Source organism: Streptomyces longwoodensis, assembly GCF_001514125.1.
GTDB classification, from domain to species: Bacteria; Actinomycetota; Actinomycetes; order Streptomycetales; family Streptomycetaceae; genus Streptomyces; species Streptomyces longwoodensis.
Genome location: NZ_KQ948550.1, coordinates 137,786 through 153,998, shown reverse-complemented (window position 1 = coordinate 153,998; position 16,213 = coordinate 137,786). Strand labels below are relative to the sequence as shown.

15 protein-coding genes are annotated in these 16,213 nt (G+C 76.2%); 12 read left to right on the top strand and 3 right to left on the bottom strand.

What is annotated here, in order from left to right; translation table 11 throughout:
* The first annotated feature begins 92 nt into the window (after positions 1–92).
* The 10 genes from AQJ30_RS05645 to AQJ30_RS05600 all read left to right on the top strand — a co-directional run bounded on the left by AQJ30_RS05645 (position 93) and on the right by AQJ30_RS05600 (position 10,786).
* Entirely contained in the window at positions 93–503 is a 411-nt protein-coding gene (locus tag AQJ30_RS05645; protein ID WP_067229384.1) for a hypothetical protein, read from the top strand.
* A gap of 221 nt (positions 504–724) precedes the next feature.
* Complete coding sequence (locus AQJ30_RS05640; protein WP_067229381.1) at positions 725–2,215, top strand: SulP family inorganic anion transporter; 1,491 nt, start codon at positions 725–727, stop codon at positions 2,213–2,215.
* Between the two features lie 133 nt (positions 2,216–2,348).
* Entirely contained in the window at positions 2,349–3,140 is a 792-nt protein-coding gene (locus AQJ30_RS05635; RefSeq protein ID WP_067229379.1) for a slipin family protein, read from the top strand.
* Between the two features lie 93 nt (positions 3,141–3,233).
* A complete protein-coding gene (locus tag AQJ30_RS05630; protein ID WP_067229376.1) occupies positions 3,234–4,607 on the top strand; it encodes an alkaline phosphatase PhoX in 1,374 nt (457 codons plus the stop codon).
* A gap of 76 nt (positions 4,608–4,683) precedes the next feature.
* Positions 4,684–5,565, top strand: coding sequence for a polysaccharide deacetylase family protein (locus AQJ30_RS05625; protein ID WP_067229373.1), 882 nt, complete (start codon positions 4,684–4,686; stop codon positions 5,563–5,565).
* Between the two features lie 41 nt (positions 5,566–5,606).
* Positions 5,607–5,810 carry a hypothetical protein gene (locus AQJ30_RS05620; RefSeq protein WP_067229371.1) on the top strand — a complete coding sequence of 68 codons (204 nt, stop codon included), beginning with the start codon at positions 5,607–5,609 and terminating at the stop codon, positions 5,808–5,810.
* Between the two features lie 16 nt (positions 5,811–5,826).
* Positions 5,827–6,543: a peptidyl-tRNA hydrolase gene (locus AQJ30_RS05615; protein WP_067229369.1), complete on the top strand. Its 717-nt coding sequence runs from the start codon at positions 5,827–5,829 to the stop codon at positions 6,541–6,543.
* 165 nt (positions 6,544–6,708) lie between these two features.
* Positions 6,709–8,082 (top strand): MbnB/TglH/ChrH family RiPP precursor modification enzyme, encoded by a 1,374-nt coding sequence (locus AQJ30_RS05610; RefSeq protein WP_067229367.1) that lies wholly within the window; start codon positions 6,709–6,711, stop codon positions 8,080–8,082.
* Between the two features lie 123 nt (positions 8,083–8,205).
* On the top strand, positions 8,206–8,988 hold the full coding sequence (locus AQJ30_RS05605; protein ID WP_067229364.1) for a TIGR04222 domain-containing membrane protein: 783 nt from the start codon (positions 8,206–8,208) through the stop codon (positions 8,986–8,988).
* Between the two features lie 172 nt (positions 8,989–9,160).
* On the top strand, positions 9,161–10,786 hold the full coding sequence (locus AQJ30_RS05600) for an alpha/beta hydrolase (RefSeq protein WP_067229360.1): 1,626 nt from the start codon (positions 9,161–9,163) through the stop codon (positions 10,784–10,786).
* A gap of 83 nt (positions 10,787–10,869) precedes the next feature.
* Here AQJ30_RS05600 and hemQ read toward each other — a convergent pair whose 3' ends face one another.
* Both hemQ and hemG read right to left on the bottom strand, forming a co-directional pair.
* Complete coding sequence (gene hemQ, locus AQJ30_RS05595; protein ID WP_067229357.1) at positions 10,870–11,601, bottom strand: hydrogen peroxide-dependent heme synthase; 732 nt, start codon at positions 11,599–11,601, stop codon at positions 10,870–10,872.
* A 4-nt stretch (positions 11,602–11,605) separates the two neighbouring features.
* Positions 11,606–13,063, bottom strand: coding sequence for a protoporphyrinogen oxidase (gene hemG, locus AQJ30_RS05590; RefSeq protein WP_067229353.1), 1,458 nt, complete (start codon positions 13,061–13,063; stop codon positions 11,606–11,608).
* Positions 13,064–13,244: 181 nt separating this feature from the next.
* Between hemG and AQJ30_RS05585 the strand changes: the two genes are divergently transcribed.
* Positions 13,245–14,318 carry a DUF4349 domain-containing protein gene (locus tag AQJ30_RS05585; RefSeq protein ID WP_067229350.1) on the top strand — a complete coding sequence of 358 codons (1,074 nt, stop codon included), beginning with the start codon at positions 13,245–13,247 and terminating at the stop codon, positions 14,316–14,318.
* 27 nt (positions 14,319–14,345) lie between these two features.
* Positions 14,346–15,746, top strand: a complete 1,401-nt coding sequence (locus AQJ30_RS05580; protein WP_067229348.1) for an FAD-dependent oxidoreductase — start codon at positions 14,346–14,348, stop codon at positions 15,744–15,746.
* A 94-nt stretch (positions 15,747–15,840) separates the two neighbouring features.
* Here the strand turns inward: AQJ30_RS05580 and AQJ30_RS05575 are convergent, their stop codons facing one another.
* On the bottom strand, positions 15,841–16,110 hold the full coding sequence (locus tag AQJ30_RS05575) for a hypothetical protein (RefSeq protein WP_067229345.1): 270 nt from the start codon (positions 16,108–16,110) through the stop codon (positions 15,841–15,843).
* Positions 16,111–16,213 lie beyond the last annotated feature (103 nt).

Genomic DNA, 16,213 nt, shown 5'->3' with positions numbered 1-16,213 from the left:
GCAAAGGGCGGGGCGCCGCTACCGTGGTTCTTGACCATCCGTTGACCATTTTTTGGTGCGCGCCGGAAGCAGGAACCGCGGGAGGGGGGCACATGGTCCGACGTGCGACGGCCCGGATCGCGGCCGCACTCCTCACCGCCCTGCTGCTCGCCCTCCCCCTCGTCGCGTCCGGCACGTCCGCACCACCGTTCGCACCCGCGCACACCACCGGTCACACCGAGGCCCGGGCCGGGGCCGGAACCGCCCCGTCCGCCGCCGCCCCGCGCGAGGAGCGCGTCACCCACCGCGACTGCGACCGGCCCGGGGCGCCCACCGCTCCCCTGCGCGCCCGCGACCGCGCGCGGGCCGTGGCCGCCGGCCCCGCGCACCAGGGTGCCGAGCGCGCCCGGACGGCCCACGACGACGCCGTCCCGCTCCCGCCCCCCGCGGCCGGGGCGGCCCCGCGCCCGTCCAGATCCGCGACGGGCCGCTCTCCGGCGGTCCTGCAGGTCTTCCGCTGCTGAGAGGGACGCGGAACAGCGCCCTCCCCACCTGCCCTGCCCGTCCGACGCGCCCCCCACGGCGCGCCAGGAGGAATCATCATGCAGCCCCTCATCGACCCTGCCCGTCCGTCCGGACACCGCCCTGAGGAGTTCGCCCGCCCCGCCGGACGCCGGTGCCCCGCCGCCCCGTTCACCGCCTGCCCCGGCCCCCTGGCCCTCCCCGCACCGATCGCGGGTGCCCGGTGAAGCCCGCCGTCACCCCCGCGGCCTCCCCGCCGCCGAGGTTCCCGCACCTGCGCCAGGACCTCGCCGCCTCGCTCGTCGTGTTCCTCGTCGCGCTCCCGCTGTGCGTGGGCGTCGCCGTCGCCTCCGGTGTACCGGCCGAGCTCGGCCTGGTCACCGGCATCGTGGGCGGCCTGGTCACCGGCCTGCTGCCCGGCAGCAGCCTGCAGGTGTCCGGGCCGGCCGCCGGTCTGACCGTGCTGGTCTTCGAGGCGGTCGACCGCTTCGGGCTGCCCGCGCTCGGCGTGGTCGTACTGGCCACCGGACTGCTCCAGCTGCTCATGGGCGCCCTGAAGTGGGGGCGCTGGTTCCGGGCGATATCCGTCTCGGTCGTCGAGGGCATGCTGGCCGGCATCGGACTGGTCATCATCGCGGGCCAGCTGTACGCGGCGGCCGGGCTGAAGGCCCCCGCCTCCGGCCTCGACAAGATCCTCGGCCTGCCCGGGGCCGCGGTGGACGCCGTGGGCAGCACCCGGGCACTCGCCTCGCTGGCGGTCGGCGCGGGCACCGTCGTGGTGATGGTGGCGTGGCGCAGGCTCCCGGCGCGGGCCCGGGCCGTGCCGGGCGCGCTCGCCGCGGTCGTCCTGGCGACGCTCGCGGTCCTCGCCCTCGGCCTGCCCGTCGCGACGGTCGAGGTGGACGGGCTGCTGTCCGCCGTCCAGCCGCCCGGCGCCGACGCCTTCGGCGGGCTGGCCGACCCCGCGCTCCTCGGCACGATCCTCGCCTTCACCCTGATCGCCTCCGCGGAGAGCCTGTTCAGCGCGGCCGCCGTGGACCGGCTGCACACCGGTCCGCGCACCGCGTACGACAAGGAGCTGATGGCGCAGGGCGCGGGCAACGCGGTGTGCGGCGTGCTCGGCGCGCTGCCCATGACGGCGGTGATCGTGCGCAGCTCCGCCAACGTCCAGGCGGGCGCCCGCACCAAGGCGTCCCGGGTCCTGCACGGCGCGTGGCTGCTGCTGTTCGCGGCGCTGCTGCCGTCCGCGCTGGCGCTGATCCCGCTGCCCGCGCTGGCCGGTGTCCTGGTCCACGCGGGCTGGAAGCTGATCCCGTTCCGCGGCGTCGCCACGCTGTGGCGGCGGCACCGCGGTGAGGCGCTGATCCTGGTGGTCACGGCGGTGTCGATCGTCGCGGTCAACATGTTCGAGGGCGTGCTCGTCGGTCTGGCCCTGTCCGTGGTCAAGACCGCCTGGGAGGCCTCGGCCGTCAAGCTGGAGGTCGTCGACAAGGGCGCCGGCCCGATCCGGGCCCACCTGGCGGGCAACGCCACCTTCCTGCGGCTGCCGAGGATCCTCGACAGCCTGGAGGCCCTGCCGCAGGACCGTCCCGTCGAGCTGGACCTGTCCGGCCTGCACCACCTCGACCACGCCTGTCGCCTGGCGCTGGAGAACTGGGCCGAGCGGCACAGCGCCGCCGGCACGGAGCCGGTCCGGATGACCGCCCTGCGCTGACCGCCCTGGGCTGAGCGAGGGGGGCCGCGCCCGCCGTCCGGTCCCGGGCAGGGGGGCGTGGCCCCGGACCAGAGGGCGGGCATATCGTGGCAGAGCGGACATCCACCTCGGGGCTCGGGTGAAGGAGGTCGTCATGCTCCAGGAACTGGTGACGGCGGCCGTCGCGGTCGGCGTCGGCGGGGTCGCGTACCTCGTGGCGGGCGCCCGGGTGGTCAAGCAGTACGAGCGCGGGGTGGTGTTCCGGCTGGGCCGCGTCGTCGGCGACGTGCGCTCACCGGGCTTCACCACGGTGATCCCCGCGGTGGACCGGCTGCGCAAGGTCAACCTGCAGATCGTGACGATGCCGATCCCCGCGCAGGAAGGCATCACCCGCGACAACGTCACCGTGCGGGTGGACGCGGTGGTGTACTTCCGGGTCGTGGACGCGGCGGCGGCGATCGTCAACGTCGAGGACTACCGCTTCGCGGTCTCGCAGATGGCCCAGACCTCGCTGCGCTCCATCATCGGCAAGAGCGAACTGGACGACCTGCTGTCCAACCGGGAGAAGCTCAACGAGGGCCTGGAGCTGATGATCGACAGCCCGGCGATCGGCTGGGGCGTGCAGATCGACCGGGTCGAGATCAAGGACGTGTCGCTGCCGGAGTCGATGAAGCGGTCCATGGCCCGCCAGGCGGAGGCCGACCGCGAGCGCCGGGCCCGGATCATCAACGCCGACGCCGAGCTCCAGGCGTCCAAGAAGCTCTCCGAGGCCGCCAAGGAGATGTCGGACCAGCCGGCCGCCCTGCAGCTCAGGCTGCTCCAGACGGTGGTCGCGGTGGCCGCCGAGAAGAACTCCACCCTGGTCCTGCCCTTCCCCGTGGAGCTGCTGCGGTTCCTGGAGAAGGCCCAGCAGCAGCCGCCTCCCCCACCACCCGCCGGGCCGTGACACGGGCGCCGGGCGTGGTTCCCGGGGCGCGCACCGGGTGGTAGACACGACGGGATCACCGTCCCTGTCCGCCAGCAGGAAGGTTGTCCCCGCATGTCCGCGACCCGTCGTCAACTGCTCGCCCGCACCGGTGCCGTGGGAGCCGGCATCGTGTTCGGCGGAGCCCTCGCCGAGCTCTTCGCGGGCACCGCCGCCGCGCAGCCCCTCGGCCGCACCGGCTACGGTCCCCTCGTCCCCGACCCGGACGGCCTGCTCGACCTGCCGAAAGGATTCCGCTACCGGGTGCTGTCCCGCGAGGGCGACCCGCTGCGCTCCGGCGAGGGCCCGGTCCCCTCGCACCACGACGGCATGGCCGCCTTCGCCGGCCGCCACGGCCGCGGCGGCGTCCATCTGGTCCGCAACCACGAGAACCGCGTCGACGCCCGGATCCCCGTCCCCGTGACCGACGGCCTGACCTACGACCCCGCCGGCAAGGGCGGCTGTACCGCCCTCGCCCTGGACGCCCGGGGCGAGGTGGTGTCGGAGCGGGTCGCCCTCGCCGGCACCGCCGTCAACTGCGCGGGCGGGCCCACGCCCTGGGGCACCTGGCTGAGCTGCGAGGAGACCGAGGACCGGGCCGGCACCAACGGCTACACCAAGGACCACGGCTTCGTCTTCGAGGTCGACGGCGCGGACCCGCACCGCTCCGGCGCCGTCCCGCTGACCGCGATGGGCCGCTTCCAGCACGAGGCGATCGCCGTCGACCCGCGCCGGGGCGTCGTCTACGAGACGGAGGACGCGTTCCTGAAGCCGTTCGGCCTGTTCTACCGCTTCCTGCCCGAGAAGCCGCTCGGCGGCCTCGGTTCGCTGCGGGCCGGCGGACGGCTCCAGGCCCTGCGCGTGCCGGACGTGCCCGACCTGTCCTCCATCCAGGAGACCGGCACCACCTTCGACCGCGTCGAGTGGGTCGACGTGCCCGACCCCCTCGCCCTCGGCACGCCCGTGCGCCTCCAGGACTTCGGGCCGCGCGGCATCACGCACGCGCAGAAGCTGGAGGGCTGCTACTGGGGCGGCCGTTCGGTGTACTTCGTGTCGTCGTTCGCGCGGGGTGCCGACGGCTCGGCCGCGGACCACTTCGGCCAGATCTGGCGCTACGACCCCGACCACCACCGCCTCACCCTGGTGGTGGTCTTCGGCCCCGGCACGGACGTGCAGCTGCCCGGCGAGTCCCCCGACAACATCTGCCTCGCCCCCAGCGGCGGCCTGATGGTCTGCGAGGACGGCAACGGCGCCCAGCACGTCTTCGGCGTCACCCGGCGCGGTGAGGTCTACGCGATGGCGCGCAACGCCCAGAACATCGGCACCGCCGAGCAGCCGGAGTGGGGCGAGTTCGCCGGGGTCACCTTCTCCCCCGACGGGCGCACGATGTTCGTCAACTGCTACACCCCCGGCACCACGTTCGCCGTGACGGGTCCCTGGCACGGCTGAGCCACGGGGGTGACGCCCGCGGAGGGCCGCCCGGGCGGTCACGCCGGTACGACGATCACACTCGTATGGTCATGCGGTGATCGTTTCCGTACGCCGTCTCGCGGTGCTCACCGCCCTCTGCGCCCTCGGCGCCACCCTCGCCGCCTGCGGCACCGCACCGGGGCCCGGCGCCGCCCCCGCACCGCACGCGCCGCGCCCCGCCCGGGCCTCCGCCGCGCCGCCCGCCCCGCTCGCGCCGTCCCGGCCGCCCACGCTGGCGCCGGGACCGGCGGGGCTCACGCCCGTGTTCGCGCACGCGTCCCGCACCGCGGGCCGGACGGTCGCGCTCACCTTCGACGCCGACATGACCGCCGACCAGGGGCCGCGCGCCGCTGCCGGGGAGCACTTCGACAACCCCGGCCTGATCCGGGCGCTGCGCACGCTCAAGGTGCCGTCGACCGTCTTCATGACCGGCCGGTGGGCGGAGCAGTACCCCGACCAGGCCCGCGCCCTCGGCCACGACCCGCTCTTCGAGGTCGCCAACCACTCCTACAGCCACTACGCCTTCACCGCCGACTGCTACGGCCTGCCGACCGTCCCCGAGGACCGGATGCGCGCCGACGTGGAGCGGGCGTACACGGCGTTCCGGGCGGCCGGGATCACCGACGCAAGGCCGTACTTCCGCTTCCCCGGCGGCTGTTACGACCAGCGGGCGCTGCGCGCGGTCAGCGGCACCGGCGTCACGGCCGTGCAGTGGGACGTGGTCAGCGGCGACGCCTTCGCGACGGACGCGGACGCGGTGGCCCGGCAGGTGCTCGACGGGGTCCGGCCGGGGTCCGTGGTGGTCATGCACTGCACCCGCAGCGCCGCGCCCACCACGGAGCGCGTGGTCAGCTCGGTGGTGCCCGAGCTGCGCCGGCGCGGCTACCGCTTCGTGAAGGTCTCCGAGCTGATCGGCACCGCGGGGGCGCGCCGCTGAGCGCGTCCCGCGCCGGTTCCGGGTCGTCCTACGCTGGAGTCATGAGCGAGGAGAAGGACGGCACCCGCACCGACGAGACGTACTGCCTGATCGACGCCACCCGCCCGCCGAAGGCCGACGGTCCGCCGTACGCGGAGTGCGTGCTGTGCCGGGAGCCGACGGAGTACCCGGAGTCGTACAAGGGCGTCACGCTGTGCCCGGTGTGCGAGTGGCAGGAGGCACAGCGCACCGCCTGCTCGGGCTGACCTAGGGTGGGGCGCTGTGAGCGACGCCTACCCCACCCCCGCCGACGGCCCGTTCCGGCACACCGCCGAGGAGCGTGACCGCGCCCCGCAGTTCGTGCTGCCGATGGTCGTACGGATCGAGAAGGCGGCGCCCCCCGCCCGCACCGACGCCCTGGAGACCGCCGCGCGGGCCGTCCTGGTGATCCTGAGCGACGCGCGCTCCGCCGGGGACGGCGAGTGGGCCGAGGCGGTGCGGGACTGGCAGGACGCGCGGATCCGCAAGGTCGTCCGGCGGGCCCGGGGCGCCGAGTGGCGGCGGGCCGAGGCCCTGTCCGGGATCACCGTGACGGGGAAGTCGGCCGAGGTGCGGGTGTTCCCGCCGGTGCCGCTGGACGGCTGGCCGAAGGACCTGGCCCGGCTCCAGGTCTCCGGGACCGACCTCGACGACCCCGCGGCACCGGACCCGGCGGACCCCGGGGTGCCGGTGCTGTGGCTCAACCCCGACCTGGAGATGTCCGCGGGCAAGGCGATGGCCCAGGCCGGGCACGGGGCGCAACTGGCCTGGTGGGAACTGCCGGAGCCGGAGCGCACGGCCTGGCGCGAGGCCGGCTTCCCGCTCGCCGTGCGCACCGCCGCCCCCGAGCGCTGGCAGGAACTGACCGGGAGCGGACTGCCGCTGGTCAGGGACGCCGGCTTCACGGAAATCGCACCGGGCTCCTGCACGGTGGTGGCCGACCACCCGGCCCTGCGCTGAACGCACCGGCCCGCCGGAGGCGAGCCGTCCGGTCCCCCGGGCGGGCGCCCGGCCCCGGCGCCAACCTCAAATGTTCCTCTGAAGGTGCCCGCGGGGCGGTTCGCCGCCGTGCGGCGGGGCCATACCCCGTTCACCACGGAGGGGGCAGGGCAGGAGGAGGGGACCATGGTGCGACTGGGGACCGGCATCGGCTGGCGGCCGGAGATCGCGGACGCGGTGGAGCGGATGCCCGGCGTCGACTGGGTCGAGGTGGTCGCCGAGAACCTCTGCCCGGGCCACCTGCCCGAGTCGCTGGTGCGGCTGCGCGAGCGCGGGGTCACGGTCGTGCCGCACGGCGTCTCGCTCGGCCTGGGCGGCGCCGAGCGGCCCGACGAGGGGCGGCTGGCCGCGCTCGCCGAGCGGGCCGAGGCGCTCGGCGCCCCGCTGGTCACCGAGCACATCGCGTTCGTCCGGGCGGGCGGCCCGCTCACCGCGTCGGCGCGGCTGGAGGCCGGCCACCTGCTGCCGGTGCCGCGCACCCGGGACGCCCTCGACGTCCTCTGCGAGAACGTCCGCATCGCCCAGCGGGCCCTGCCGGTGCCGCTCGCCGTGGAGAACGTCGCCGCGCTGATCTCCTGGCCCGGCGAGGAGATGACGGAGGGTCAGTTCCTGTACGAGCTGGTCGAGCGCACCGGCGTACGGCTGCTGATCGACGTCGCGAACCTCCACACCAACCACGTCAACCGCGGCGAGGACCCGGCCAAGGCGCTCGCCGAGCTGCCGGTGGAGGCCATCGCGTACGTCCACGTCGCGGGCGGGGTCGAGAAGGACGGCGTCTGGCACGACAGCCACGCCCACCCGGTGCCGCGCCCGGTCCTCGACATCCTGACCGACCTCGCCTCCCGCGTGACACCGCCCGGGGTGCTCCTGGAGCGGGACGAGGACTTCCCCGGAGCGGGCGAGCTGGAGCGGGAGTTGACGGCCATCCGGGAGGCCGTGCGGGCGGGGACGCGGACGCGGGGTCCGGAGCCGGTCGCCGAGGGGCCCCGGGGGACGGCCGCCGAAGCGGTACGGGGGGCGGCCGCGGGGCAGGCGCCCGAGGCACCCGGCACCGTCGGGGAGGCCGAGGAGGCCGAGGAGGCCGGAGAGCGGGTCCGGGAGCGGGTGGCGCTCGCGCAGACCGCGCTGCTGTCCGCGCTGGTGGCGGGCACGCCGGTGCCGGAGGGCTTCGACCGGACGCGGCTCGGGATCCAGGCGCGGGCCCTGGCGGCCAAGCGGGCGGGGGTGGTGGCGAAGGTGGCGCCGGAGCTCCCGGCGGTGCTGGGAACGGCGTACCGGCCGGCGTTCCTGTCGTACGCGCAGACCCGTCCGATGCGCGGCGGCTACCGCCAGGACGCGCTGGACTTCGCGGAGTGGGCCCTGCTGAGCGGGGGCCTGGCGGAAGGGCGTGCCGAGCGGGAGCTGCGGGAGTGGTGGCTGGACCGGTCGGGTCCCGCGCCCCGGCGGCGGTCGCGGGTGGCGCGCGTGGCCCGCATGGGACGGGTGCTGATGCGCCGTTAGCGGCGCGGGACGCCCCCTGGGCCGGCCCGCGAGCCCCACCGGATCGTCACACCACCGCGACCTCGTGTCCGCATGGCGAACAGGGCATGGCCACGAGGGGTGTTCCTGGCATAGAAACACCGCATGCTCTGGGTCCTCCTGCTGGTGCTCGCCTGGGCCGTCGCGGGTGCGGCGTGCGCCCGGCTGTGCCTGGCCGCCGTGCGCGCCGCCGCGCTCGAGCGGCGCGACGCGGGCGCGGGCCGCGCCCACGACCTGACGCTCTACGAGGCCGCGTTCCTGTCCGGCGGTCCGGCCCGGGTCGCCGACCTGACCATGGTGGCGATGGCGCGGCAGCGCCGGCTGCTGCTCGCCCACACCGGCTGGGCCACCGTCGTGGACCCGCGCGGCCGCGACGAGATGGAGCGGTCCGTCATAGGGGCCATCGGGCCCGGGGGCCAGTCCCGCATCGCGCCCGTGCGCGCCGCCGCGGCGGCCGCCGACGCCGTGCGCGGCCTCGCCGACCGGCTGGTCGGCGCGGGGCTCGCGGTGCCCGCCGGGGCGCGGACGAACGTCGCGGCGGGCGTGCGCCAGGTGCGGGCCGCCGCCGTCGCCGTGCTCGCGCTGGGCACGGCGGCGCTGCTGACGCCGGGCGGCTCCGAGCCGCCCCGCTCGCTGGTCGCCCTGTGGTTCGCGCTGCCGCTCGCCCTCACGCTGGGCTGCCTGGTCATCGCGCGCGGCGAGGCGGGTCCGTACGCCCCCTGGGCCTCCCCGGCCGGGCAGCGGCTGCTGGGCGCGCTGGCCCGGCACCGCGGCGCGGGCGACGACCAGTCCTTCCTGACCTCGGTGGCCGTCCGGGGCGTCCGCGCGGTCGGCGGGCCGGAGCTGCGGGCGGCGTTCGCCCACCGCGAGGCGTACGAGCGGGACTGACGCGCGGCACGCCGGACGCGCGGCACGACGGACGCGCGGCGCGACCGACGCGCGGCGTGCGCGGGGGGCGTACGGGGGGCATCGGCGCCGACACCCGCCGACGGTGCTTGCCTCGCCCCCTCTGCGCACCAACCATCCCTTCTGTCGCCGCCGCGCACCGAAGGGACCCGCGATGCGAGCTGCCGCCCTCCACACGGCCGCCGGAGCCCTGCTCCTGTCCACGCTCACCGCCGTCCCGGCGGCCGGCGCCCCCGCCGTCTCCCTGGGATCCCCCGTCTCCCCCGGATCCCCCGCGGCCACCGGCGTCGCCGAACGGCACGGCACCGCGGTCGCGGCCGCCCGCGCCGCCGCCACCGGCATCGACTTCGGCGCCTGCCCCGACGCCGAGGACCTGCCGGCCGGCATCCGGTGCGGCACCGTCACCGTGCCGCTGGACTACGCCCACCCCGACGGCCGGCAGATCGAACTCACCGTCAGCCGGGTCGAGGCCACCGGCAAGGACCCACGGGCCGGTGAGCGGCCCGTCCCCCGACAGGGCGCGCTGGTCTTCAACCCGGGCGGGCCCGGCGGCTCGGGGCTGTACTTCCCGCTGATCGGCCTGCTGCCCGAGTGGAAGCGCCTGGGCGCCGCCTACGACCTGGTCGGCTACGACGCGCGCGGGGTGGGCCGTTCCGCCCCGCTGTCCTGCGAGGACCCCGGGCACTTCTTCAAGGGCCCGGCGCCGGCGCCGACCCACCCGTCCGCGGCGTACAAGCGCGAGCGCGTGGCGCGGGCGAAGGCGTACGCGCGGGGCTGTGCCGAGCGCTCCGGCGACGCCCTGCGGCACTACCACTCCCTGAACAACGCCCGCGACCTGGACGTGCTGCGCGCCGCGCTGGGCGAGGACCGGCTGACCTTCATGGGCGCCTCCTACGGCACCTACTTCGGCGCGCTGTACGCGACGCTGTTCCCCTCGCACGTGCGGCGGATGGTGTTCGACGCGCCGGTGGACCCGGACCCGGAGCACATCTGGTACCGCGACAACCTCGCCCAGTCGGCGGCGTTCGAGGCCCGTTGGGCCGACTTCCGCGACTGGGTCGCCCGGCACGACGACGTGTACGGCCTCGGCGCCACCCCGGACGAGGTGCAGCGCAGCTACGAGCGGGCCCGGGACCGGCTGGCCGCCGAACCGGCGGGCGGCACCGTCGGACCGGCCCAGCTCCAGGGCGCGTTCCTCCAGGCCACGTACTACGACGACTACTGGCCGCACCGCGCCGAGGCGCTGTCGGAGTACCTCAGGGGCCGGCCGGAACAGCTCGTCGCCCAGGCCGGGCCGGTGCGGGAGGCGGCCGCCGAGGCGGAGAACGGCCGCGCCGTCTACACGGCCGTGGAGTGCAACGACGCGCCCTGGCCGACCGACTGGCGGGTGTGGGACCGCGACAACACCCGGCTCGCGCGCGTGGCGCCCTTCGAGACGTGGGACAACGTGTGGGCGAACCTGCCGTGCGCGTACTGGCCGGCGCCCCGGCAGCGGCCGGCGGACGTGCGGACCGGGCCGGGCGAGCTGCCGCCGACGCTGATCCTGGCCGCCGAGCGGGACGCCGCCGCGCCCTACCAGGGGGCGCTGGAGATGCACCGGCGCCTGGCGGGCTCGGTGCTGGTGACCGAGCGGGACGCCGGGACCCACGGCATCGCCGGCGGGCCCAACCGGTGCGTCGACGACCACCTGGAGGCCTACCTCCTGGAGGGGCGGCTGCCGGTGCGGCGGGCCGCCTGCGCCGGGCGCGCGGAGCCGGAACCGCGCGCCCCGGCGAAGTGAGGCGGGGGAGCACCGGACCCGTCCGGTGCTCCCCCGTACCCGTTCCGTACGCGCCCGGGCGGGTCCGCCCCGCGCGCGGCCGCTCAGGCGAGGCCGGCCACCAGGTCCGCCACCGACTTGCGGCGGCCGGTGTAGAACGGCACCTCCTCGCGCACGTGGCGGCGGGCCTCCGAGGCGCGCAGGTGACGCATCAGGTCGACGATGCGGTACAGCTCGTCGGCCTCGAAGGCGAGGATCCACTCGTAGTCGCCGAGCGAGAACGAGGCGACCGTGTTGGCGCGCACGTCGGGGTAGCCGCGGGCCATCTTGCCGTGGTCGGCGAGCATGCGGCGGCGGTCCTCGTCCGGCAGCAGGTACCAGTCGTAGGAGCGCACGAAGGGGTAGACGCTGACGTAGTCGCGCGGCGTCTCGTCGGCGAGGAACGCCGGGATGTGCGAGCGGTTGAACTCCGCCGGGCGGTGCAGCGCCATGTTCGACCAGACGGGTTCGAGGGCGCGGCCGAGCCGGGTGCGGCGGAAGAGGTTGTACGCCTCCTGCAGCTGGTCGCTGGTCTCCGCGTGCCACCAGATCATCAGGTCGGCGTCGGCGCGCAGCCCGGAGACGTCGTAGGTGCCGCGGACCGTGACGTCCTTGGCGGCGAGCTGGTCGAAGAGCTCCTGCACCTCGTCGGCGTAGCCGGAGCGGTCCTCGGGGAGCACGTCCTTCAGCCTGAAGACCGACCAGAGCGTGTAGCGGATGACCTCGTTGAGGTCCTTGGCCAGCTTGCCCTTGTTCGGGATCCTGCCGGGCTCGGTGGTGGGGGCGTCGTCACTCATGCCCTCATTCTCCCGCTCCGCCGTGCAGGCTCTGCACCGGGTCGGCGGTGAGCCGCTGCACACCGCGTGGGTCGCCGGCCAGCTGGTCCACGGCCGCGTGGGCGCTCGCGATACAGGCCGGGATGCCGACGCCGTCGTACTGCGCGCCGCACACGGCGAGGCCGGGCAGCCCGGCGACGTGCTCGCGGATGCGGGCCACGCGCGCGTGGTGGCCGACGGGGTACTGGGGCAGGCCGTCGGTCCACCGGGTGACGAGACCGGCGACCGGCGCCGCTGTCAGGCCGGTCGCCTCGCGCAGGTCGTGGCGCGAGACCTCGACCAGTTCGGCGTCGTCGCGCCCGAGGACCTCCGTCTCGCCGTAGCGGCCCACGGAGGTGCGCAGGACGAAGAGCTCCGGGTCCTCCTGCGCGCTCCAGGCCCACTTCTGGGCGGAGAACGTCGACGCCTTGATGGTGCGGCCGTCCACGGGCGGCACGAGGAACCCGCTGCCCGGCGGGAGGGACACGTCGGCGCGGCGGTAGGCGAGGGTGACCAGGGCCATGGAGGCGTACTCGACGGCGCGCAGCTCGGCGGCGGCCCCGGGGCACTCGGCGGCCAGCAGGCCGGCGGCGGCGGGCGCGGGGACGGCGACGACCACGGCGTCGGCCGGCAGCACCAGGTCCCCGGCGGTGACCCGCCAGCCCCCCTCGGCGTCCCGGCGCAGCCCGGTCGCGGCCCGTCCGGTGAGGATCTCGCCGCCGCGCGCGGTGACGGACGCGGCGACCGCGAGCGGCAGGGTGCCGATGCCGCCCTCCAGGCCCAGGAACACCGGCCCGGACTGCGCTGCCGCGGCCGTCTGGCCCTGGACCGCCCGCACGGCCTCGGTGAGCGAGGGGTGCGCGCGGGCGGCCCGGAAGAGCTGCGGGACGGCGGAGCGCATGGAGAGGCGGTAGGCGTCACCGGCGTACACCCCGCCGAGCAGGGGCTCGACGAGGCGGTCGACGACCTCGCGGCCGAGGCGCGCCGCCACGTACTCCCCGACGGCCACGTCGTCACCGACCTCGGTGGGCGGCAGGTCCGCCTCGCGCGCGATGCGGGCCAGGCCCTCGTCCGAGAGCACGCCCGCGAGGGCGCCGGCGGTGCCGGGGACGCCCATCACGTGGCCCTTGGGCATGGGGCGCAGGGCGCCGCGGGTCCAGATCGCGGCGGTCGACGTGGCGGGCGGCTGGAGCCGGTCGGCGAGACCCACCTCGCGCGCGAGGCCGACCGCCTCGGGGCGGCGGGCCAGCATCGACTCGGCGCCGAGGTCGACGCGGACGCCCTCGATCCGGTCCGCCACCAGCTTGCCGCCGAGCCGGGGCCCGGCCTCCAGGACGGTCACCCGGGCCCCGCGGTCCAGCAGCCGGTGCGCGGCGGCGAGCCCGGCGATGCCGCCCCCGACGACCACGACCCGCTGCCCTGTTCCCGTCTGCGCTGCGCTCATGGCTCCACCTTCTCAGACGCCGCCGACAGTCCCGCGCGGGCCGTCCGGTCCCCCGCCGGGTCCGCACCGTGACCTGTTCGGGACCTGTTCGGGACCCGGAACCGCCAACGTCCCGGCGCCCCGCCGCGTCGAAGGAGCGTCAGTCGTCACGACTCCACGAGACCTCGGGGGGCACACCCGCATGCGCACACGACGTTCCGCACGGGACTCCGCACGACACCCGGCACGAGGCACTGCACTCCGTCCGGCCCGGCGGCCGGTCCGGGTCCTCGCCGGTCTGCTGCTCGCCGCCTCCGCCGTCCTGGCCGGGTGCGGCGCCGGCGACTCCGGCGCCTCCAGCGGCTCCGCCGACAAGGCGGCCGTCGGCCGGGCCCCGGCCGGCGAGTACCAGGCCGGACAGGATGAGGACGCCGACGGCAAGGCCGCCGGCAGCGGTGCGGGGGCGGGCGGTGGCACGGCGGCGGGCGCTCGGGCCACCGCGCCCCCGCTCCCCGGCGACCGGATCATCCGCACCGCGTCCCTGACCGTCCGGGTCGCGGACGTGCCGAAGGCCCTGGACCGGGCCCGCACCGCGGCCGAGGGCGCCGGCGGCTACGTCGGCGACGAGACCACCACGCGCGACGAGCAGGGCGTGGATCACACGCGCGTGGTGCTGCGCGTACCGGTCGAACGCTACGAGGCGGTCCTCACGGCGCTCCAGGGCACCGGCACGCTGCTGGAGCGCACCGCGAAGGCACAGGACGTCACCGACCAGGTCGTCGACGTCGACAGCCGGGTGGCGTCGCAGCGGGCCGGCATCGCGCGCGTGCGCGAGCTGATGGCACGGGCCACCAAGCTCAGCGACGTGCTGCTGCTGGAGGGCGAGCTGAACAGCCGGGAGACCGAGCTGGAGTCGCTGCTCGCCCGCCAGGCCGCCCTGAAGGACCGCACCGACCTGGCCACCCTCACCCTGACCCTGACCGAGGAGCCGGACGAGCGGGCGGACCGGGACGACGGACCCGGCCTGCTGGACGCCCTGGCGGGCGGCTGGGGCGCGTTCGTGACGATGTTGCGGTGGCTCGTGACGGCCGCCGCCGCGGTCCTGCCGTTCGCGGCCCTGGCGCTGGTCGTGGGGCTGGCCGCACGGCGCGTGCTGCGCTCGCGGCGGGCCGCCCGCCGTCCGGGGAGCACGCCCCCGCCCGTTCCGCCCACGCGCCCCGGACCCACCCTGCCGGCCCATCCCACCGGGCCGGAACAGGAGGGCGGCCGGGACTGAAATGCCGCGCCCGCTTAGCGTGTTCGCATGAGCATGAGCGATGGCGGTGCACGTCCCGGGCGGGAGCGGCTGGTCGTGGTGGGCGGGGACGCGGCGGGCATGTCCGCCGCGTCCCAGGCCCGGCGGCTGAAGGACCCCGACGCGCTGGAGATCGTGGCCTTCGAGCGCGGCCACTTCACGTCGTTCTCGGCGTGCGGCATCCCCTACTGGGTGGGCGGTGACGTGCCCGAGCGGGACCAGCTGATCGCGCGCACCCCCGAGGAGCACCGCGAGCGGGGCATCGACCTGCGCCTGCGCACCGAGGTCACCGAGCTGGACGTGGCCGGGAAGCGGGTCCGCGCGCGGGACGTGGACACGGGGGCCGAGTCCTGGACGTCGTACGACCGGCTGGTCCTGGCGACCGGGGCGCGGCCGGTGCGCCCGGAGCTGCCCGGGATCGACGCGCGCGGCGTCCACGGGGTGCAGACCCTCGACGACGGGCAGGCCCTGCTGGACACGCTCGCCCGCGCGCGGGGACGCCGGGCGGTCGTGGTGGGCGCCGGGTACATCGGGGTGGAGATGGCGGAGGCGCTCATCAACCGCGGGTACGAGGTGACCGTCGTCAACCGCGGCAGCGAGCCGATGTCGACGCTCGACCCGGACATGGGCCGCCTGGTGCACGCGGCCATGGAGGGGCTCGGCATCACCATGGTGAACGACGCCACCGTCACCAAGGTCCTCACCGGCGACGACGGGTGGGTGCGGGCGGTGGCCACCGAGGACGCCGAGTACCCGGCGGACGTGGTGGTGCTCGGCATCGGGGTGCACCCCGACACCGCGCTCGCCCGGGCGGCCGGGCTGCCCCTCGGCGCGCACGGCGGCCTGCTCACCGACCGGGCGATGCGGGTGCGCGGCCACGACGACATCTGGGCCGGCGGCGACTGCGTGGAGGTCCTCGACCTGGTCTCCGGCCAGCAGCGGCACATCGCCCTCGGCACCCACGCCAACAAGCACGGCCAGGTCATCGGCACCAACGTCGGCGGCGGCTACGCCACCTTCCCGGGCGTGGTCGGCACGGCCGTCAGCAAGGTGTGCGACCTGGAGATCGCCCGGACGGGACTGCGCGAGAAGGACGCCCGCCGCGTCGGCCTGCGGTACGAGGCGGTCACCATCGAGTCCACCAGCCGGGCCGGCTACTACCCCGGCGCCTCCCCCATGACCGTCAAGATGCTCGCCGAGCGCCGCACGGGCCGGCTGCTGGGCGTGCAGATCGTCGGCCGGGAGGGCGCGGCCAAGCGGGTCGACGTCGCGGCGGTGGCCCTGACGGCCGGCATGACGGTGGAGCAGATGACCGCCCTGGACCTGGGCTACGCCCCGCCGTTCAGCCCGGTGTGGGACCCGGTCCTGGTGGCGGCGCGCAAGGCCGCGACGAAGGTGCGGGGCTTCTGACGTCCGCCCGGGCGGCGGCGGCCGCCGCCCGTTGGGCACCCCGGACCCGTCGGCGGCCGTTCGCACGGCCCGCGGGCGCGCCGCCCGCTCCGCCTCAGCCCGTCCCGGTGATCCGCGGCAGGGCCGACACCGCGGCCGTCGCCGACTGCTCCGCCGGCTTGGCGTGGGCGGCCGCGGCCGGGCGGGAGCGCAGCCGGTGACTGACGGCCTCGTCCAGCGTCACCGGCCGCTGCGTCTGCGCGGCGAGCCGCCCCGCCTCCTGGCCCAGCCGGGCCACGTCCTCCCAGGGGAGCCGCACCACGAGGGAGATCTCCGCCTCGCCGTCGGGCAGGGCGTGCACCGCGGGAGTCACTCGGTCGTTCATCGCCTGTTCCTCACGTCGTCCCCGCGGTCCGCCTTCCCCGCGCCGCGGGCGGTTGCCGAGTCATACGCGCGCACGAAGGGCCCCGTTCACCGGTTCGCCGAAC

Bases quoted from the DNA above. Each gene is read 5' to 3' on its own strand.
- AQJ30_RS05585 (WP_067229350.1), top strand. From the start codon at position 13,245: ATGCGCACACGACGTTCCGCACGGGACTCCGCACGACACCCGGCACGA.
- AQJ30_RS05605 (WP_067229364.1), top strand. From the start codon at position 8,206: ATGCTCTGGGTCCTCCTGCTGGTGCTCGCCTGGGCCGTCGCGGGTGCG.
- AQJ30_RS05580 (WP_067229348.1), top strand. From the start codon at position 14,346: ATGAGCATGAGCGATGGCGGTGCACGTCCCGGGCGGGAGCGGCTGGTC.
- AQJ30_RS05575 (WP_067229345.1), bottom strand. From the start codon at position 16,110: ATGAACGACCGAGTGACTCCCGCGGTGCACGCCCTGCCCGACGGCGAG.
- AQJ30_RS05645 (WP_067229384.1), top strand. From the start codon at position 93: ATGGTCCGACGTGCGACGGCCCGGATCGCGGCCGCACTCCTCACCGCC.
- AQJ30_RS05620 (WP_067229371.1), top strand. From the start codon at position 5,607: ATGAGCGAGGAGAAGGACGGCACCCGCACCGACGAGACGTACTGCCTG.
- hemG (WP_067229353.1), bottom strand. From the start codon at position 13,063: ATGAGCGCAGCGCAGACGGGAACAGGGCAGCGGGTCGTGGTCGTCGGG.
- AQJ30_RS05610 (WP_067229367.1), top strand. From the start codon at position 6,709: ATGGTGCGACTGGGGACCGGCATCGGCTGGCGGCCGGAGATCGCGGAC.
- AQJ30_RS05635 (WP_067229379.1), top strand. From the start codon at position 2,349: ATGCTCCAGGAACTGGTGACGGCGGCCGTCGCGGTCGGCGTCGGCGGG.
- AQJ30_RS05630 (WP_067229376.1), top strand. From the start codon at position 3,234: ATGTCCGCGACCCGTCGTCAACTGCTCGCCCGCACCGGTGCCGTGGGA.
- hemQ (WP_067229357.1), bottom strand. From the start codon at position 11,601: ATGAGTGACGACGCCCCCACCACCGAGCCCGGCAGGATCCCGAACAAG.
- AQJ30_RS05600 (WP_067229360.1), top strand. From the start codon at position 9,161: ATGCGAGCTGCCGCCCTCCACACGGCCGCCGGAGCCCTGCTCCTGTCC.